Origin of the sequence: Paenibacillus sp. FSL L8-0644 (assembly GCF_038008165.1) — a bacterium.
Lineage (GTDB): Bacteria > Bacillota > Bacilli > Paenibacillales > Paenibacillaceae > Paenibacillus > Paenibacillus polymyxa_D.
In genome coordinates this window covers 1,297,284-1,317,646 of the sequence record NZ_JBBOYN010000001.1, presented here as the reverse complement: position 1 = coordinate 1,317,646, position 20,363 = coordinate 1,297,284, and the positions used below count along the sequence as shown (strand labels likewise).

The window sequence follows — 20,363 nt, the reverse complement described above, 5'->3', positions numbered from 1 at the left end:
AATACCTTACCTTTATGATAAAAGATATTATATTCAAAGGAGAACCCTCATGGCCATTAATCGCCGATTAATTACAGATCAGGATTTCAATGAGGCACTGGAACGTCATCTTCGTGTCCGAGTATTTCAGGATGACCAATTGATTGGCTCTGGCGGAATCATAATCCGTTTCGACGATCAAACCATCGTCGTGCAATCCAGCGTCAGTGATCTGGCTTACCACCCTAGAAAACAATGTGAGTTTTTTGAAATTAAAAAATAGCCGCTACACACCGGGAAACCATTTTGCTGCGTTTTCCGGTGTATAGCGGCTACATTTTGTTCGTATATATCATGCCTCACATGACGATTTCTGATTATAGTTGAATTCCACGTGTTTTCATCATGAGTTTATTCGTAAGCACTTTCAAATCCTCGGAAGAAGACGAAATTTCCTGCATAATTGCTGTCTCCTCATGAGCAGCTGTATAAATTTTGTGAGCCCCTTCAGAGAAGGCCCCAGACATTTGCTGAATACGATGGATCTGCTCAAAGGTTTGATCTACCCGATTCGTCTGCTCCGTCACGGCCTCTTCCATTAAACGGATGCTCTCGACAAATTCACGTACAATAGCGTTCAAATGGTTCAGCGTCTGATCCACAGAGCTTGTCCGTTCCGCCTCGGCACTGACCAATGACGTTTGCTGATGCATCAACTGCACTGTCTCTACGATTTGTGACTGCACACGGCTAACGATGGCATTTATTTGCTGCACAGACTCCGTACTTTGGGCGGCAAGTGCGCGAATTTGGTGAGCCACTACCGCAAACCCGTTCCCTTCTTCTCCCGCACGCGCCGCTTCTATGGAAGCATTCAACGCCAGCAAATGGGTTTGTTCAGCAATATCCTTCACGGTGCTTGTAATCGCTTCAATTTGGGAAGCTTCTTTTTCCAGTCGTGCAATTACCTGCTGCGAACGACCATGTGATGCTGTCAGCTCTCCCATTCCATCCATCAGGGATGAAAATACGGTCTGCGTCGAATCTACTGAATGCTCCATATGGCCTGACAGTTCCAGCATATGTCCCGATTTGCTACGCATCATTTTAAAATCGCCCAGCATTCGGTCTGCTGTTTTAATCGATTGGGCAGATGCTTGCTTTTGCTGCTCCACGCCATTCAAAATATCTTCTACCACCGAAGACATGGACTCAATTTGTGTGGTAGCCTGTACAATAGCCAAGCTCAGATTTTCCGCACTTTGCGAAGTGGTTCTGGTGCTGTACGAGATCTCATTGAACATATCTTTAATGTTCAGCATCATGTGCCGAAATGCATCATACAGAACTTTGATTTCATCCTCCGAGCGACGTTCAGGAATCACAACAGACAGGTTCCCCGCCGAAGCTTCCTCTGCCGCCTTCGCCAACCTAACAATGGGCCGCGTGAGTAATTTTGAGATCAACCAGCCCAAAATGCCACTCCACAGGACACCCAATAACAGAATGATTGAAGTGTACACCCATTCTTGTGTACCTTGAGCAAGCCAGTCCTTGAGTACAAAAATAAAAAAAGCGCTTGTTCCATAGGTTATTGCAGAAATTGAGACAAATGCAGTAACCATTTTCGTACCTAGTGACATCTTCATGTACTGTAGCCCACCCCAAAAAACTCAAATTTGATTCCATTTTACCATAAAATTGCTACATTTCTAGTAGAATTTTTCACAGACAGATATATTTATGAGCATAAAGATACAGAGTCTTAAGTCCCCTATCCTAATTACAAAAAACAATATGTTACCAGGTAGCAGCTTGCATCTTAAGATGGACAAATTGCGTTGCCACAAGCTTTACAGGCTATTCGTCACATCTTAAGCAAGCTGTTACTCGACAAAGCCATTTTCCATTATTAAAAATCATTGTCATTTTTCTGTTCAACGACTGCTTTCTTCATCGCTTCAATTGTGTCTATTTGGTGACTGTTTTTTTCCAGTACAGTAAACTCCCATAAACCGATGGTCAGCTTGTCTCCTTGCTGGATATCAAAACGCTCTGAAAGCATCCATCCACCAATCGTATATACGTCCCCGGCCTCAATATCCGTCTCCAAGCGCCGATTGACCTCATGAATGAGCGCCTGTGATTTGAGTATGTAACGATGATCATCTGTTTTTGTAATGAGTGGAGTTAACGCTGCGGGGGTTTCGGTGTCGGTATAGGAAGGAATGTCTCCAACAATCTCCTCCATAATATCCTCCAGTGTGACAAGTCCAGATGTTCCACCATATTCGTCCACCAGCACCGCTACTGGAATGCGCCGTTTTTGCATCTGAATCAGCAGATCCCGAGCCTGAACCGTCTCGATAACCTGAAGCACCGGATGAATATAAGAAGCCATCGTCGTATTCCCTGTGCTGTGCCCACGTGCCAAATCATGCAGGGCTTCCTTAACGCGAATCATCCCGATAATACGATCCCGGTCGCCATGTTCAGCTACAGGTAGAAAATTATAAACTTTGTCCTCGATCAGCTCCATAAACTCGGCCACTGTTGCCTGGTGGGAGATGGAGCGGATGTGGATGCGCGGTACCATAATTTCCTGCGCTGCACGGTCGTCAAAATCAAATACATTGTTCAGATATCGATATTCTGTCGGTGTAATTTCACCACTACGAAAACCTTCAGATAATGCCAAACGAAGCTCAGCTTCACTGAGTGCTGCATCTTCTTCAGATACCTTTTTGAGCCCAAAGAGACCTGTAATGACACGCGATGAACGACTAAGCACCCAATTCAGAGGATAGGTCATTTTATAAAATATCGTGATCGGACGGGCAAAAAACAATGCCATCGGTTCCGCAATCTGTATGGCGAATGTTTTCGGTACCAGCTCCCCAATGACCACCTCAAAATAGGTCAAGATCAGAAAAGCCAGCAAAAAGGAGAGCACTCCCGTCAGGCCTGCCGGAATATGAGCCAGCACAAACAGGGGGTGTAGCAGATGTTCAACAGTAGATTCCCCTAGCCAGCCTAGCGCCATTGAGGTTAATGTCGTTCCGAGCTGACAAGCAGATAAATACTCGTCCAGCCGAGACAAAATGTTTTTAACAGCTTTCGCATTTTTGTTGCCTTCAGAGGCCAATTGATTGATGCGAGATACCCGCACACGAATAATGGAATACTCCGAGGCCACAAAAAAAGCAGTTAATGCGATAAGTAATATAACCAGAATGATATTTATCGTTTCCATAGCCCTCTCTTGCTCCGTTCATGATGAAGCAAGAAGCACCCCCTTTGACATTCATTTTTGGATGGAACCATAACATAAGTAATGATGTCCATAATCGTGTATTACCCAAAAATGACAAGGAGTAGACTATGTATGACCCTGTTAGCGAATCGCCAGCGGACTCTTTTGCACGATATCTATCCAATGATCAGCTATCAACTGATGCCCAACCGCTGTCGGATGAACCCCGTCATGCAGCCAATAGGAGGCGTCCGCCTGGGTAGCGGCTTCGTTCAACATGCTCTGGAGCGGCACAAATACAGCACCAAATTCGTCCGCTAGCTGACGTACAATACGCTGATACCCCGTTATTTTTTCTTGCCAAATGTTCCATCGCGCTTCGGCAGCTCCTGTTTTCAAAATAAACGGCTCGCACAGCACGAGTCCCAGATCAGGCATCACTTCACGCGTTTCTTCCAGAAGGTGGCGATAGGCTCGTTCAAATCGGTCCGTCACCCCGGACGGCTCCTGCTCGACGATCCGCCAGGCGTCGTTCACTCCGATTAGAATGCTGAGCAGGTCTGGTTTCAGGCTAAACATGTCCTCATTCCAGCGTGCGTACAAATCCGAAACTCGATCCCCCGAGATTCCCCGGTTCACAAATTCTGGCTGTGTGGTCGTCAAACGGCTCCCCAATGCACCTGCGATCAGATACACATAGCTCTGACCCAGCCAATGGTTCGCATCCTCATTTCGTCCCCTTCCTCCGTCTGTTATAGAATCTCCCTGAAATAGAATACGTGCGTGTTCTGTACTCGTCATCTTCCTAACTTCCTCCTTCACATTTTCCAATAATACCCTTATCATACCTCGCGTCATCTAAATTATAAAGCGGTTTCAAAATATAGAAGAGTTATAGATTTGCCATATGGCCGGATTCACTAGCTTTAATTAGGGTAGGAATCCGGGGGCAAAGGCGATCAAGTCATTTCACACCGCTCGGTACTTACACACCTCACGAAAATTACAGCCTCCGCACGCTCTGCGTGAAGGCATCGGAGTGAAGAAAGACTCGGGCTTGGGCCGGTTATAGTAATCGTCATCGAGACAGGACTTCATTTCATCGATGTATCGTCCTACATTACCAACCACTTTGTCGATATCTTCTTGCGCGGGACGATATACCTCATGCTCTCCTGTCATCAAATACTCCACACGTACCTCAATCTTCTCCAAAGGAAGCTGATAGTGCTCCTGCACATAGGAAGCATACAAAAAAAGCTGGTCGGAAAAATCGCCTTCCTTGCCTGTTTTCCAATCCACGATAACCATGTCTCCATTGTCTCTACGGTAGAGCAAATCCATTTTGACATACACCTTCGTCTCATGAAGGAGCATCGTATCCCACTTCTCCACTTCTACAATTCGGGCCTTTCCCTGTTGCAGTTCACGCCAAACCGCAGTACGGTACAAATTGTGTATCACCGCGTGCTGCCGCTCCTTAATAAGGGCGATCCGTTCTGGAAGCACCTCGTCGTCGTAATAAACCTCCGCCAGCATGACGCGATTTTTCGGATCTTGTAGCCATAGCTCACGGTGTAGCGATTCCTTGTAGCTGTTATTCAACATGTTCTTCATAGCTGTCTCAAGGTATGCTGTGCGCGGGATAGCCCCTTTTTCCATCCATCCACGTATGACGGATTCACACATTTGATGCGTAATATTCCCGAATAAAATATATAAGTTGCTCAGTTGCTTGAGCCGATACAATGTAACTTGCTCTTCAGTGCCCTGTGCCGAATTCCAGCCATTATGCGAGCCGTAATAATGATAATAGTATTTGCGTAAGCATTCATCGAACGTTTGAGCCCTCGATTGCGAATAGGACCAGGACGGGTATATAGCCATGACAGGCCCTCCTTCATTAAAACTATCATCTCTTTATTATAACGCAAACCCAAGCTGTATCGGCGATAAAAAGAACGAAGACCTTAACCCATGGGTTAAAGTCTTCTACTGACTGACTAGTTTGTAGACTCGCAATGAGTCCGTTCGACATTGATCAAATTACTAACATTAACGGCACCGTCCTCACGGACGTTGACAACAAGTACCGGAGTTCCCAGCATGCCGCTGATCCACTCCTTATAATCATCCACATGATCATTCGGAAGAATCGTCAAGATGACACCAGCAAAGCCACCACCATGTACTCTGCATGCGCTGTTATCTATTGACTTTAAATACATTTCGGTTAAAGCCAGTGCAACCGATACGTCTTGTTCCCGCGCAATCCCACTTCTATATACGTTTTGGAGCCATTTCCATGAGGAATTACCAGATTCAGTAACGAGCCTCAGGAAATCAGTAAAGCGCCCTTCCTCCAGTGATTTCACCTGTTCATCCACACGTCTATTTTCTTCAAAAAAATGCAACGCCCGCAGCACTGCACGGTCTCCTGCTTTTTCCCTGACCATCTTGAGGTTGGCATATAGATCCTCCGGCAATAAGTCACGGCAAACCGTTGCGCCTAAAGATTGTGCCACTGCACGCATTTCGTTGGGCACTGCCGCGTAATCGTCCGTTAAATCGGCATGATTTCCACCTGTATTTACAATAACGAGGGAATATCCGTTTTGTTCAAAATTCCAATGAACAGGATTTATGATCGGTTCCTTGGGATTTTCAAAGTCAATGGAAATCAAGCCGCCATACGCACAAGCCATCTGATCGAGCAGCCCCGACGGCTTGTTCCAATAGCCATTTTCTGCATACTGACCAATTTTGGATTTAGCAACAGCATCTAACGCTCCCTCGTTATAAAAATGATTTAATATCGTACATATCAACATTTCAAAAGAAGCGGAAGAGCTTAAACCTGAAGCAGAGAATACATTACTTGATATATAAGCTTGGAATCCCCCAATACGGTATCCGAATTCAAGTAGACCAGCGGCAATGCCACGGATCAGCAGCATCGTACTGTCATCCTCCGGTTTTGGCGACAAGTCGGTTAAATCGATGACGTACTTCGTCTTATAGCCTTCAGAAAAGAATGTAATTACAGACTCCTCCACTTTAGAAGCTGCAGCGATGGTATCGAGTGTAATACTGCCTGCCAGCACCTTCCCGTGATTGTGGTCTGTATGATTCCCACCAATTTCGCAGCGCCCCGGAGCACTAAACAGTTCAATATCCCCTACACCAAAATGCTCCCGATACGCCTGTATAAGGGATTCATATCGAGTCGTTTGCTCAGAGATTTGCTGTTGACCGTACATTCGGGCAAGCACCATTTGTCCCTCTCTGGAATTCAATAGTTCCATATCCTTCATCGTATATCCCCCTAATTGTATGTGTTTTCCTATGCTGGAATGATACTATCATTATCTCAATTTTCCCTGTATGAAAGTATGGCACTTTTAAAATTTGTAAGCGCTTATTTTAATCGCTTTACTGAGCATTTTAACAATATAACAAAAAAAGAACCAGCCCCTAACTAAACTGGGCTGGTTCCTTGAATTTCTTTTTAGTCGCGTTTCAGTACATATTCTCCATCACTGTTACGAGTTACTGTGGCGCCAAGCGCCTCGGCAACTGATTTGAAAGGAACATACAATGTGCCATATTCATCCGTATATGGAGCTTGTGGCAACGTCAATGTGCTTCCTTCCAATACAGCTTGTTTAGAGCCACTTTTCAGCTTAATCGTCTTACCTGTAATATCATCAATTACAGTAGTCTGTTTGGCAGCTGCATCCCATTTTAACTCGGAGTTCAGTTCGCTCGTCAGTTCACGCAATGGAATAAAGGCAGTACCACCACGATTCTCCAAGACGTAGTAATCGTCTTTAGGATCGAAAGTTGTTTCTACTTTTGTAATTTCCAAATCATTTTTTAAAATGTTGTAGATCGGAGAATTCGCTTCAAAATTGCGCAGCGTCGCTCCCGGAGTTAATTCAGCTTGTTTATTCAAGTCAATAACACCGTTAGAAATATCCACTTTATCAGCCGTCACACTACCATTGACGTTCCAAGATTGAGTTTCGGTCAGAATTGTGAAGGACTTCACCGGAAGACCATCCACATCTGGCAAAGCAACCGTCAGGTCTGTTGCCGCTTTGCGAACATTTCCTTTTTCATCAAAATACATGTCGCTTTTCAGAACCGTGTTAGCACTCAGGACCGTTTTGATTTCAGGGGACTGTGCATACATGGTGCTAACGCCTACATCATATTGATCAACAGCTAGATCCAAATATTTTTTAACTTCGGTATAAGCCTCATTGACCATTTTTTCTTTGTTAGCACTCAGTTCCGCTGTTACTTTATCACTATCTTCAATATTCATGCCGGAAGCAATCGTCTTCGTCATATCAATGGCTTGCCCGATCAGCTCTTTCAAGCCTGCTTCGTCCTTGGCCAGATTCGCCAGGAACGGTTTTACCAATGTTACCAGCTCATCACCACGAAGTTCAGCATGCAGATGGGTCAGTTTCACTTTGTCTTTTTCACCGTATACTTCCTCGGTTACAGACGTTGCAGAAATGGTCGAAGGGTTAGGCGCATGCTTGAGCATAAGTGCAGCGGCTGTTTTCGTCAGTTCTCTCACGTCTTTGGAATATACATATGGATCAAATCCAGCAGGCAGACCGCTCAAACTCTCTTGCGAGTTCATAGATATGTAATAAGGTTTTTTGGCACCTTCCAGTTGAATAGCCAAACCTTGGCGGTCTAAAGCAAGTTCAAACGGTAAATTATACTTATCGATGTGCAATGTACCTTTGGCAGAAGCAAGTTCCTCCGATTGTACTTTGGCTTCATCCACAGTAACGGAAATCGAATTAATCAAATCTACGATTTCTTTATCTCCTTGCGTGATTCCTTCTTTGGGAGTCAACTTAAGAGAGATTTTCTCCGTTGTCTGCTGGGATTTCACATCAAGTGTTCCCAATAAATTTTTACTTACATCAAATCCGCCTACTGCCTGGCAACCTGTCAAAGCTACCATTAACAGAATAAGAGGGACGGCAATCCATTTTTTTATATTCATATTAATCCCCTTTCAAGATATTTCCGTAATCTCTTCTATTATCTCAGTGTTAACACGCATTGTAAATGAGTAGAATGGAAAATGGAACTAGTTATTTAGGATCAATTTTCAGCCTGAAGCATCCGGTAAGCCAGTAGTGCCATTTCCAGGCAACGACGTTTGTCAGGGTCTGCCAGATTTCCCTCTATGATTTCATTAATTTTATCCAGCCGATTATAAAGGGTCTGTCTGTGAATGTACAAAATTCCGGCGGTATCACGCTTGGAACCATGGGATTGAAAATAGGCATCCAGTGTATCCAGAAGCTGCATATGGTGCTCACGATCATGCGCAATCAGCCCACCCAAATGGTCCTCTACGAACTCTTGTAGAAAAGGAATGCGGGGCACCGCCTTCAACAACTGATAGATTCCGATGCTGTCGTAAAATAACCGATCCTTCATGACTGGGACGCTTCGTGCCACTTCAATGACCTCATATGCCTCTTCAAAACTGCGATCCGTCCCCGTCATGCGATGCCTTACCTTACCAAAGCCTGCATGAATGCGCACCTTATCAAGCTGTCCTGCGGCATAGTTCTGAATATATTGAACTGTATGGGCAAGCACTTTTTTCATTTGCGCTGCGGAACGCAGTGTTAATTCCTCCTTGGCACAAAGGATGTAACACTGACTCCCCTTCATCATCAACAGATTGTGCAACGTTTCTTTTTTCAACAATGAACGAAGTAGCACTAGCACATCCTGATTGATGGACTCCTTGCGCACCTGACTGGCATCTTTGTCCTGATGTTCCACCTCAATGACCCCTGCCCAAAATAAATACTGTCCCTTCGATAACAATCGCAGGCCCATTCGGGTCTGGGCCTGCTCTTCACTGGGAAGCTGCCCGCTCAGCACATCCTGAATCAATTCATTTTGATTACGCAGCAATCGGTCTTCAAGAAACTGTGTTCTCAGCACCAATGTAGCGGCCGCCTTGGCCGTGTAATCGAGCAGCAGCGACATTTCTTCTGTCGGCATTTCACCATGCAGCACCAAACCTACTGCGGAAAACACCTGACCGAAGCATACAACGGGCTGAAACAACACGGCAGTGGATTCATTCAGGTGAAATAGCAGATGCCCCTCCCGATCGGCGGTCATACTAGATTCCACTTCATGGGCATAAAAATCTGCAATACGGTCCGCTAGATCCGGCTGGACGGAAGGTACGAATCGATTGGTATCAATGGAAGACATGTAGATGACCTGCCGGGCTGCATAGTCATGGAGCACACGCAAGAGGGCGCTCATATCAGTACTGCGCAGGGTTTCCTGCTGAAGTTGACGTGAAAATCGTTCCAGATCTTTTAGGAGTTCATGATGTCGGTTAATAAGTAGGGAATGAATATCTTGTGTAATTTCAACAAAACGTACTGGCTGCTCAAATACGATGACCGGGAAGTGATGTCGTTCCGCCAACTCCAGAATTTCAGAAGGGATTTCATGAATGCTCGTGCCCAGCTCCACACACAATCCCGCAGCTTCCGAGCGGATCAGTTGCTCCATATACTCGGCGCGCTCTTCCCCCTTCCGGGTAAGCCACAGGCCGGTCGTCAAAATCAAGTCATGACGGCTCACAAACGGAGAGACATTTGTGATTTCTAGCACATGGACCCAACCCACACGGCGATGTACGCCCTGTTCCCCCGCCGCCAGCTTCGCCCGCCGGAAAACGGGACGTTCCAGCACATCCGCAATGGTAAATGTTTTTTTACCGTTCATCGGCATTCTCCTTATGTATATGTCTTTATGTCATTTTACATGACATATATTCATCAAAAAGTCGAGCCTTTAAGTCAGATAATCCGACAAAATGTATGATGTCAAGGAGCTTCACCCCTTGTAAACTGTACCTAATCTAACATGAATTGCATTTATCGGCTTGAGTCCATGTAACTAATCAGCAGACTGCATAAAAATGATAGTGTAATTTTCTTAACCATTATTTTTAGGAGAGGTGAATGAAATGAAAATTGGGGTTCCGAAAGAGATTAAAAACAATGAGAATCGTGTCGCTCTAACGCCCGCAGGTGCAGCTCAAATGATCCAACACGGACATCATGTGTTTGTGGAAAGCCACGCAGGTGTTGAAAGCGGCTTTACGGATGGAGATTATGCCACTGCGGGTGCGACTCTTGTGCAGCAAGCTGCGGACGTGTGGTCCCAGGCGGATCTGATCATCAAGGTAAAAGAGCCGCTCTCCTCTGAATACGGATATTTCCGACCAGGATTGATTTTATTCACCTATCTGCATTTGGCCGCCGAGCCAGCACTGGCCCGCGCTTTAACAGACAACGGTGTAGCCGCTATTTCCTATGAGACACTAGATGTTGAGGGCAGCCTCCCGCTGCTTACTCCGATGAGTGAGGTTGCCGGTCGAATGGCTGTACAAATTGGAGCACAACTGCTGGAAAAACCAAAGGGTGGCAAAGGCATCCTGCTGGCAGGTGTGCCGGGGGTCAAACGCGGTAAAGTGACCATTATTGGCGGAGGGGTGGTCGGTACCAATGCTGCCAAGGTCGCCATCGGTCTCGGGGCAGATGTGACACTAATCGACCTAAGCCTGCCAAGACTGCGCCAACTGGATGATATTTTTGGCAATCAGCTCCATACGCTAGTGTCCACCCCGTCCAACATTGCTGAAGCCGTGGCGCAAAGTGATTTGCTGATCGGCGCTGTCCTAATCACTGGTGCCAAAGCTCCGCGGCTCGTAACAGAAGCCATGGTACAGACGATGCAGCCCGGTTCTGTGATTGTGGATGTCGCCATCGACCAAGGCGGCATTGTCGAGACGATTGACCACATTACGACACACGACCAGCCTACCTATGTGAAGCATGGCGTCATTCACTATGCGGTAGCAAACATGCCGGGCGCGGTACCGCAAACCTCGACGCTGGCCCTGACGAACGCGACGCTCCCTTTTGCTCTCCAGCTCGCAGATTTGGGTGTGCAGGAGGCGCTTCGCAGAAGCAAACCACTGCTTAGTGGCACCAATGTCCTGAATGGACATATTACCTACGAAGCGGTCGCACGTGATCTGGGATATCCTTATGTTCCCGTGGAACAGGCAGGGCAGGCGAAAGCCTTACAATAGAAACAGCTCAAAGAACCACACGCTCTTCCCAGCAGGGACCGAAGCGTGTGGTTCTTTTTGTACTAGCTATATTCACCGTACTTACTGCGTTTCAGATATTTCTGACGAAAGGAACGTTTGAAGACGGCGATAAATATCTGTGATTTCTTCCAGCGACATGCGCACCAGTCCGCTAGACGAAGGTGCCACAAATTCATGCATCTCAGGAATTAGCGGTTCAGGCTGAAATCCCCAATCTACTTTGGATCTTTTACTGTATTCGGTGTACACGCCTTTGCCGACAAAGCAAGCAACCTTCGGGCGGTATTCCTTTAGCTTCTCGTATAGCTTCAGACGTCCTTCGGCGTATTCCTCGCGTGCAATGTCCTCCATTCCCCTCGTGGGACGGGAAACAATGTTCGTAAAACCAAAGCCCAGCTTCAGCAGCTCCCGATCTTCCGATGGATTGTACAAGCGAGGTGTCAAGCCTGCTCCCTCAAGTATGCGCCAAAAGCGGTTGCGCGGATTCGCATAATGATGTCCTACCTCGCCTGATTTCAGGCTGGGATTAAAGCCGATGAATACAACGGATAATCCATAATCCAGATGATCATCTACCTCATGCAGTTCTGTCTCTCGCTCTGTCATGGGCTCCTCCTTCCTCAAACCATATCCAGCGGCTGCTTCCGCATCGGCGGAGGAAAAGCTTCGTCTATTTGTTGAAGTTGTTCAGGGGTGAGCCGAATACTTGCTGCCGCTGCATTTTCTCGTACATGCGATTCCTGTACCGCCTTCGGAATGGCCCAGACATCACCGTCTCGTATGACCCACGCAAGCGCAATTTGCGATGGAGTTACCCCGTGGCTGGCAGCAATGTCTACCATAACAGGATGCTCCAGCAGGCCCCGTCGCAGGCGACCACCTTGGGCAATCGGGCAATAGGCCATCACAGGCACTCCATTCGCACGGCTCCAAGGTAGCAGATCATATTCGATGCCCCGCGAAGCCGCGTGATACAGCACTTGATTGACAGCGCAGGCTTCGCCTCTCAGGTTCCATAGCTCCTCCATGTCGGACTTGTCCAGGTTGGACACTCCCCAGCTGCGGATTTTGCCCTGCTCACGCAGTTGTTCCATACCTTCTATTGTCTCTTCCAGTGGAATATTCCCTCGCCAATGCAACAAATACATATCCATGTAATCCGTTCCCATGCGGGTTAAGCTAGCTTCGCACGCCTGAGCCAGTCCTTGGCGGTCCGCATGATGAGGGTAAGCCTTGCTGACAAGATAGACATCGTCCCGGCGCCCCTGAATGGCCTCTCCGACGATCTCTTCTGCGCCGCCCTCCGCATACATTTCAGCCGTGTCCACCAGCAACATGCCCAGCTCGAAGCCAAGTTGAAGCGCACGCACCTCCTCCTGCCGAAGTGAGGCTTTTTCGCCCATATTCCACGTGCCCTGCCCGATGAGCGGTACTTCACGACCGTCCGTCCATGTGATCACACTTTTCTTATGTTGGCTCATATGCATTCCCTCCTTAGGAGCCTGGTGTCACAGGCTTATCAAATACATGGCTCTGCGTCCAATGCTGTCCACCATCCGAGGTAGTGTACATAACTGGGGCCTGCTCTGAGTCCGAAAAAATAGCCCAGCCTTCTTTGGCATTTGCCATCCCGATTTGCTGACCGCCATAACCGTCAAAGCCTTGCTTTCCATTGTTCCACGTCTTGCCGCCGTCAGTCGTCCAGCCAATCGTATTGGGCTTGTCGCACGGTGCGCAATAACCGCCCATCCATGCGGTACTGCTATTAACCGCATAGAGCATACCTGGTGCCGCCCCTTCATTTTTAGGAACCTGATTGTCTTGCTGGCTAATACCTGGTGCCGGGCCACCGCCAGCGGTGGCATTCGCCAGTACAGGACGCCAGCTTTGTCCACTATCGGCAGTATGCCAAAGCGAATACGACGTCTGATTCATCCCCGTATCTCCAACCAGCTCGATCCATGCGTTGCCACGTTCTACCGAACGAATAATGGCTCCATTTAGAGGCGCCTCCGTTGTCCGTGACATGACAGTAGTCCACTTTTGGCCCCCGTTAACGGTATGTAAAATCTGGAATGAACGGTCTGTGTCCTGCGTAACCGCCCAGCCGTTTTGCCGATCATGGTAATATGGCTGTCCTACCATGTGGCCAGGCACGGGGAGCGAAGACCAGCTTTGCCCGCCATCCTTCGTATATTGGTTGCCACTGAACCCTTCCTTGGATGATACAAAGTGTAAAAAGCCCGTTTGCCCTTGCTCAGGTACAGTCCCAACAACCTCCCAGCGTTTGCCGCCATCGCGAGTGGCCAGCAGCGATCCGCTGTCTGCCATAACAGCCCAGCCTTGCTGCCCGTTCAAGGCAAAAATCTGCTGAACCGTACCTTGACCCTGATATTGCACATTCCACGTCGATCCGACTGAACCGGATGCAGACGCGTCCGTTCGGGCAATCCAGCCATTTCCGCCGATCCAGCCGGATTGGCCGTCGATCAAACGCAACGCGGTAATATTGTCCATGCGGACTTTCGCTATAGTAGTGTCTGTGGTTGCTTGTCCTCCTGTTTTCGGTGTATCTACAGTCGCTCCCGAACCATTCGCTTGTGCCGAGACGGCACCCTTTTGCTCATTTTGAGCCGTTTGTCCTGTTTGCGAACTTGTTTGTGAGCCTGTTTCACACCCCGCTGTCACTATGGCTACGGCGAGTAAAAGCACCCAGACCGATGTTTTTTTCTTCATTTTCGTTCATCCCCTTATGTTGGTGATATACATGGCTGTGCGGGTATTGTATTCACAGCCATGTATATTCTATGTATTACCCTGCTGTCTTCGTTTCACTCTTAAGGTGAATATACGGAATGGACTGAATGCAAACCAGCGTTACAGGATTACGAGTTTACAGGAACAAAGCCGCCTTTTTCGATGGCCCGAGTTCCTTCTTCACTTTGCAGCCATTCGAGTAATCGTTGCATCGAAGGGCTTGGTTCCTCGCCTTCCCGTGTGACTACAAACAGTTGAGCTGTGAATGGATATTGCTTCGAGCGGATGTGCTCTTTGTTCGGCTCCACTCCATCAATAGACAAAAATTTGACCTCTTGACGATTATGCATCACATTTGCAAAATAATAAAATGAATAACCGAGCGCGTTGTGATCCTTGTTAAAATCTGCGACTGCATTAATCATACCACCCATAATGCCAATTTGTAGTTCACGTGGCGGGTCAGCCATTTCATGGCCTGCCATCACTTTCTTTTGCATATATGTCTGACTGCCTGAATTTTCTTCTCGCTGATAAGCAATGATCGGCTGATCCTTGCCCCCTACCTCATTCCAATTGCGGATAGCCCCTTCATATATACGGCGAACCTGCTCCGAAGAAAGTCCTCTAACCGGATTGTCTTGATGTACGAGGAAAATAAACGCATCCCACCCAATGGGTGTGAGCTTCATTTGTATTCCCCGACTTTTCGCCAGCCGCAGTTCCTCATCGGAAGGACCAGCCACCAGAATCAGATCCGCCTTCTTTTTGATCAAATTGACATATGCCTGATGGGTCGTGTTGAATCTCAGTTCGTGCGCTGCTCGCGCCTTGCTCATTCCGGTCAGTTCATGCAGCATATCCTGCGCAAACGGAATGGCCGCTGTAGCCCCGTCAACTACCGGAAAATCTCTCTCTGCAATGTATGGGCGTTGAGGAAGCATCAGTGTAATCGTCAGCACAATGACGAGCGCAGCAGATATCGCGGCAACAATCCATTGCCATCTATGATCCACCTTACCATTCTTGTCGGTTAGCGCTGGATAACGATTTACCCCAACTCCTACTACCATGCCAACTATCGGCAGCAGTGCAGCCAGTAGAAACCAGATTTCACCATGCTGTGTATATGGACCCAATACCTCTAACACAGGCTCCGCCCAAGCATGATAGAGTGAAAAGAGCCCCCACGCCCCTCCCGACACTTCAGCAGGTTGACCACCAGACCCTTGTATTCCTACAATCCACAACCACAGCCCACATAATAATGATAATAGCCCGGTCAGCATCAGCGAAAGCTTGCCCATGCTGGACATACGCGCACTCAAGGCACCATAAGCTGCAAAGATGAGACCGATAATCCATGCATATAGAAGCAGTATTACAATCACAGTTGTATCCGTTACACCTTCATGCCTCAGCAGAAGCTGCACTTGGGGTGCCACAACCATACTCCAAACTACATTAAACATGACTGAAAACAATCCAAACATAAACGTACCGCCCAACCATGGCCAAAACCATGCTATCCGCACAGACTCGTCCTTTTCCGGCTTGGTTATAACTTCCTTTGGATCAGACATGTACATCCCCCTATAACTAATGAATGAAATGAGACTGTAAGCCATTGCTTCTTCATTGTACAATTATGGTAAAGATTAGTATACGAGAGGAGGAAAAAAAAGCCTTATCCGATCTTCCCAGCGATGAATTACTCAAGCTGCGTATGGCAAAAAAGGCCTCCCCCACGGGAAAGGCCTTTTTGTCATCGAATCTTCTTTATATTGCTCTGGCATGGATCAAAAAACGGTGCTGCTTCACGTCCCAATAGCCATCACGTTTAATATCTAAATACAGACCATATAGCTGTTCTATATATTTCTCCGGCTGAAAGTCTGTAATCTGCCATTCGATTGCTTTTAAGTAATAGACAATCGCTCCAATATCGTAAAAGCGCTGTATCGGAAACTGTTCCTGCTGCTCTAAAATTTCGAAGCCATTGCTTTTCAAACCTGCAAGTGCTTGAGAAAGGGTCCAGTCCGCATACTCGTAATCAGGTGCTCCCAAACGGTCGTTGATGCCCGCACAATCTAGGCCCCCTACCTGTTGAGTCAAAAACGTCCCACCTGGTCGCAAAATACGCCGTACCTCCGTTGGCGAAAATGACTCATGCTTATTCAGCACGAGGTCGAACCCGGCATCGCCAAACGGAAGGGAATCGTCATCCTGTATAGCCATAACGCGCACACCCAGCGGCTCCAATCTTTCCTTGGCGATAGGAACATTCGGTGCATACGCTTCTGTCGCACATACGATCTCTGGAAAAGGGCGTAGCCGAGATAATAGCTCTCCCCCGCCTGTTCCCATATCCAGCATCGCCTTGGATGAATGAATAAACTTCATAGCCTTGCTGACATAAGACCATTCCAAGGGCTCGCTCGCCACACGTCCCGTATCCGAGATGAATGAAAAATCCCATCCGGAAAATGACTGCTTATAATTCTCCAAGAACTGTAGAAATTCACGATCTTCTGTATATTTCATATTATTTTTGCTCCTCCACCATTGAGCTGTACGTTATTGAACTCTTCTCTCTGTATGTTCTACGTTGTATCTCTCTGTACATCTATTTTATGTCAGCTCTAATGTGGAGGAGCTCTTGCCCGTCGGTGAGGTTGTTATATGTCGTGTCGGAACCATCCCATGTTTATCTACCTCCGTCCATATGCCATCCAAACCAGATGCTGTCCCACTTAAGGAACTGTCGGTAATGCCTTCGCAAGCTCCGGTGTGATGTCTTTTGAGGTTAATAAGTAATAAATCGTATGAAAGCCGGAACCGCTGATGGACTTGATTTTAACTTGGAACAGATAAGTGCCTTTCTCTACTTGTGGATCATAGCTGTAGTCATTTCGGTTATCCAGCACAGTATTCCAAAGTTTTGGATCTTCAATTGTGGTGACTTTATACTTCTGCTGCAATATTCTGAACAAATTCGCTGGTTCAATATACTTACCGGGCTGATACGACTTCTTCTCTTGAGAAACCATTGGAATAGCTCGAATCGATATAATGTCTTTCGACGTGACAATCACCTTGTCGGCGTATCCTTTGCGTTCCAGCCAAGCATTCAGCTTGTGGAAGGATATACGCCAATTAAAGGAGACAGTGCGAGTCCACTCTGGTTCTTCTGACAAAATAGATGAAGGTTTGTTCACAATATTAATATTCCCCAACGCGTAAGAACCTGCCTGCATTTCACTATAGCTCATGCCCAAAACTTCTTCTTTCAATACAGCTTCAAATTCACGAATATCTTCCGGATCAGTCAGAACAACTCGCCGTTCATTATCATCTGCCGATTGAATGCTGATCGTCTCCGCTTTACCATACAGCTTATCAAGTGAGTAGCTTACTGTTTTGTAAGGCTCAGACAGCATCACATTCGCCAGCGCTGCCCGGAAAGGCTGCTCTGGAAATGTATAGCTACGAGTCATAATGGTACCATCGTCCAAACGATAGGCAATGGATATCATTTGTTGCGGTTCTTTATTGAACCCAGCCGACTCTCCAACTGAGTGTGCACTTACAAGCTCACGCTGTAAATTCAGCACAGCAGCAATAAAAACTTTATCTTGCGAAAAATAGAGATTTTTCTGTGTCGCTCCCCCGTCCAGATACAAATTTTGCCCAGCATAGACTTGCTCGACTGAATGAGCGGTTGGAATCCGTTCCTCGTAGCCTATCCAACTAGACGTGGGGATGTACATTGCCAGACCCAAAACTGCCCCATATGCAACCAGCTCCAGCAAAGCGCGAATACGTACAATTTGCCATGTCTTGCGGATGACCATCTCCACAGCAATATAACCTAAAATAGCTCCAAGCACATACCCGAAAATTGACCAATCTCTCCCCTGGCCTCCTGTGCTATAAAAATATTCTCCTATCAGCAACATGGCACATAACATGACCCCTGCCTTAAAAAAGGGCTGAAAGAAAGTAAAGGCCATAGCCTGTGTTGCCTTTTCTACCAGCCGCTTGCGATATAACACATAGCCTAAAATCACAAACAGCAAGGAAACACCCATATAAATAAGCAGCTCCACATATGAAAATACGCTACTCGACAAATCCATAATGCGGACGAACGGCGATAAACTATACCAAATATTATTGCTGCTACGCAACCCCACGCCATTACCGTTCTGAACAATGGTTCCCAAAATCTGAGAGTAACCATATAGATTGTGCCCCAGAAAACGACTTATCATGGAGTACAAGAAAAAGGGCAACAACAGCAAAACATACACTACAACAGCTTGCAACAGCGATTGTCCTACACAGATACCTACAAACACGGTAAAGGTAAACAGGAAAATCGTAAGGACGGATACGACCAAAGCCCACGATCCAATATCATTGATATAAAAAATATAAGATAGTTCAACCGACGTATTTAGCAGGGCAGTTACTCCCGCGGTCAGCCAAATAGGTACGAGTAAAAGGATAAGGCCGCTAATTAAATGTGCCGATAACAGATGCTCTCTGCGTAAAGGAAGACTATGGTATAAATCTGATGAACCCTTCCGCTGAATAAAACGAAGCAACATCACGCCCGCCAGCACAGGCACAGTCAAGAAAATAATATTTTGCAATTCATTTCCTGGGATTGTACTATCGAACAAGCTTCTCAAAACCGTGGGCACTCGCTCGTTTCCAGTACTCATAAATAGTGGCAGTGGCACCGTAAACAATAACCCCGCCAAGTACAATAGACCGATCCAGCCATGCTGTCTCAGGCATTGGCGAATTACGCCGCCGCTACAGAAGAATCGGTTGGATGTCATAACCTGCGTCCTCCATTTCATAAATGAAAATTTCTTCAAGCGTCAACGGCAGCAAATCGAACACATGTGGCTCGTATGCTTCAATCGTCTCCGCAATCCGCTCTCGCTCACCCCGGATAATAAGCAGCAGAACACTGCCCCTTCGTTCCTTATGTACGACCGAAAGTTGGCTACAGACAGCTTCCTCATGCATGCTGTCCCGAAAAGCAACCTGCACCTTATGCGTATCGGATTTGAGGTCATCGACCTCTTTTTCCAATAGCATCCGACCTTGGTGCATAATGCCGACATGATCACACATGTCTTCAATCTCACGCAAATTATGAGATGAGATCACGACGGTCATCTCACGTGCAGCGGTTTCTTGGAACAAGAGATTTTTGATCATTCTACGCATCACTGGGTCCAGACCATCAATGGGTTCATCCAAAACCAGCAGCTCAGGCATGCAGCTCAAGGCAAGCAAAAAAGCGGCTTGGCGCTTCATCCCTTTGGAAAAACGGTGAAGTTTGCGCTTCGGGTCCAGCTTGAAAATATCCGTAAGCTGTGTGTAGCGTTCCTCACTCCAACTTGGATAAATGGAGCGGTAAAACCGGGCCATCTGACGAATTGTCGCTTGCGGGAAAAAATAAGGGGTATCCGGTAAAAACAGAATGTGCTGCTTGACTTCAGGCTGCTCATACACTGGCTGACCACCGATTAGCACCTTGCCAGTATCCGGTCGGTAAATTCCGGCAATGATTTTGAGCAAGGTCGTTTTCCCTGCCCCGTTCGAGCCCAGCAGTCCAAAAATGGAGCCCTTCTTTACCGTAAGGGCAAGCTGATCGACAGCCTTTTCTTCTGTAAATGTCTTTGTGACTTCCCTTAATTCAATCAAGGGACATCCCCCTTTCCTTTGTTTGCATAGCTTCCACGTATATGTCGTCCACTTCCTGCTGTGTAAAACCGAAATGGACAGCTTCGATCATCTGTTTTAACAATGCCACCCGAATCTCATCCCGCTTCATTTGTTGCGGCTGCTGCTGGGTAGGCGTGACAAAGCTGCCTTTGCCCTGAACGGAATAGATATATCCTTCGCGTTCCAGCTCGCGATACGCCTTCTGAATCGTATTCGGATTCACCGTAAGTTGAGCGGACAATGCCCGTACAGAAGGCAATTGCTCATCCGGCTGAAGCGATCCGTACATGATCATTTCCTTGACCTTCTCCATAAGCTGTTCGTAGATCGGCTTACGGCTGCGGATATCCAGCTCGAACACATGGACTTCCTCCTTTCAACACTGGCTCAAATTCATTTATACATGTTCAACTGTTCTAACTGTACTATTAT

17 protein-coding genes are annotated in these 20,363 nt (G+C 47.0%); 2 read left to right on the top strand and 15 right to left on the bottom strand.

What is annotated here, in order from left to right:
• Positions 1-49 precede the first annotated feature (49 nt).
• Positions 50-262, top strand: coding sequence for a hypothetical protein (locus NSS94_RS05880; RefSeq protein ID WP_013309048.1), 213 nt, complete (start codon positions 50-52; stop codon positions 260-262).
• A gap of 94 nt (positions 263-356) precedes the next feature.
• Here NSS94_RS05880 and NSS94_RS05875 read toward each other — a convergent pair whose 3' ends face one another.
• The 7 genes from NSS94_RS05875 to NSS94_RS05845 all read right to left on the bottom strand — a co-directional run bounded on the left by NSS94_RS05875 (position 357) and on the right by NSS94_RS05845 (position 10,030).
• The gene (locus NSS94_RS05875; protein WP_341038916.1) at positions 357-1,628 is read right to left on the bottom strand and encodes a methyl-accepting chemotaxis protein; all 1,272 of its coding nucleotides are present in this window, start codon (positions 1,626-1,628) and stop codon (positions 357-359) included.
• A 263-nt stretch (positions 1,629-1,891) separates the two neighbouring features.
• A complete protein-coding gene (locus NSS94_RS05870; protein WP_341038914.1) occupies positions 1,892-3,232 on the bottom strand; it encodes a hemolysin family protein in 1,341 nt (446 codons plus the stop codon).
• A gap of 141 nt (positions 3,233-3,373) precedes the next feature.
• Positions 3,374-4,033, bottom strand: a complete 660-nt coding sequence (locus tag NSS94_RS05865; RefSeq protein ID WP_341038911.1) for an SGNH/GDSL hydrolase family protein — start codon at positions 4,031-4,033, stop codon at positions 3,374-3,376.
• A 168-nt stretch (positions 4,034-4,201) separates the two neighbouring features.
• Entirely contained in the window at positions 4,202-5,119 is a 918-nt protein-coding gene (locus NSS94_RS05860; protein ID WP_209950039.1) for a PD-(D/E)XK nuclease family protein, read from the bottom strand.
• A 116-nt stretch (positions 5,120-5,235) separates the two neighbouring features.
• Entirely contained in the window at positions 5,236-6,546 is a 1,311-nt protein-coding gene (locus NSS94_RS05855; RefSeq protein WP_341038908.1) for a galactokinase, read from the bottom strand.
• 194 nt (positions 6,547-6,740) lie between these two features.
• Positions 6,741-8,264, bottom strand: coding sequence for a copper amine oxidase N-terminal domain-containing protein (locus tag NSS94_RS05850; protein WP_341038906.1), 1,524 nt, complete (start codon positions 8,262-8,264; stop codon positions 6,741-6,743).
• A gap of 101 nt (positions 8,265-8,365) precedes the next feature.
• Entirely contained in the window at positions 8,366-10,030 is a 1,665-nt protein-coding gene (locus NSS94_RS05845; protein WP_340884569.1) for a PucR family transcriptional regulator, read from the bottom strand.
• A 244-nt stretch (positions 10,031-10,274) separates the two neighbouring features.
• Here NSS94_RS05845 and ald point away from each other — a divergent pair, with 244 nt between their 5' ends.
• Positions 10,275-11,405, top strand: a complete 1,131-nt coding sequence (ald, locus tag NSS94_RS05840) for an alanine dehydrogenase (RefSeq protein WP_341038904.1) — start codon at positions 10,275-10,277, stop codon at positions 11,403-11,405.
• 81 nt (positions 11,406-11,486) lie between these two features.
• On the opposite strand, the gene NSS94_RS05835 is transcribed toward ald, so the two are convergent.
• The 8 genes from NSS94_RS05835 to NSS94_RS05800 form a co-directional block, all read right to left on the bottom strand.
• Positions 11,487-12,032 carry a mismatch-specific DNA-glycosylase gene (locus NSS94_RS05835; RefSeq protein ID WP_341038902.1) on the bottom strand — a complete coding sequence of 182 codons (546 nt, stop codon included), beginning with the start codon at positions 12,030-12,032 and terminating at the stop codon, positions 11,487-11,489.
• Positions 12,033-12,046: 14 nt separating this feature from the next.
• Entirely contained in the window at positions 12,047-12,907 is an 861-nt protein-coding gene (locus NSS94_RS05830) for an aldo/keto reductase (protein WP_341038900.1), read from the bottom strand.
• 13 nt (positions 12,908-12,920) lie between these two features.
• Entirely contained in the window at positions 12,921-14,162 is a 1,242-nt protein-coding gene (locus tag NSS94_RS05825) for a WD40/YVTN/BNR-like repeat-containing protein (RefSeq protein WP_039269410.1), read from the bottom strand.
• A gap of 149 nt (positions 14,163-14,311) precedes the next feature.
• The gene (locus tag NSS94_RS05820) at positions 14,312-15,766 is read right to left on the bottom strand and encodes a PstS family phosphate ABC transporter substrate-binding protein (RefSeq protein WP_029516091.1); all 1,455 of its coding nucleotides are present in this window, start codon (positions 15,764-15,766) and stop codon (positions 14,312-14,314) included.
• Positions 15,767-15,962: 196 nt separating this feature from the next.
• The gene (locus NSS94_RS05815; RefSeq protein ID WP_029516090.1) at positions 15,963-16,727 is read right to left on the bottom strand and encodes a class I SAM-dependent methyltransferase; all 765 of its coding nucleotides are present in this window, start codon (positions 16,725-16,727) and stop codon (positions 15,963-15,965) included.
• A gap of 209 nt (positions 16,728-16,936) precedes the next feature.
• Positions 16,937-19,033, bottom strand: coding sequence for a multidrug ABC transporter permease (locus NSS94_RS05810; RefSeq protein WP_341038897.1), 2,097 nt, complete (start codon positions 19,031-19,033; stop codon positions 16,937-16,939).
• The gene (locus NSS94_RS05805) at positions 19,008-19,910 is read right to left on the bottom strand and encodes an ABC transporter ATP-binding protein (protein ID WP_029516088.1); all 903 of its coding nucleotides are present in this window, start codon (positions 19,908-19,910) and stop codon (positions 19,008-19,010) included. The genes NSS94_RS05810 and NSS94_RS05805 overlap by 26 nt, the downstream gene beginning before the upstream one ends.
• Positions 19,903-20,292, bottom strand: a complete 390-nt coding sequence (locus tag NSS94_RS05800; protein WP_029516087.1) for a GntR family transcriptional regulator — start codon at positions 20,290-20,292, stop codon at positions 19,903-19,905. The genes NSS94_RS05805 and NSS94_RS05800 overlap by 8 nt, the downstream gene beginning before the upstream one ends.
• Positions 20,293-20,363: the final 71 nt, after the last annotated feature.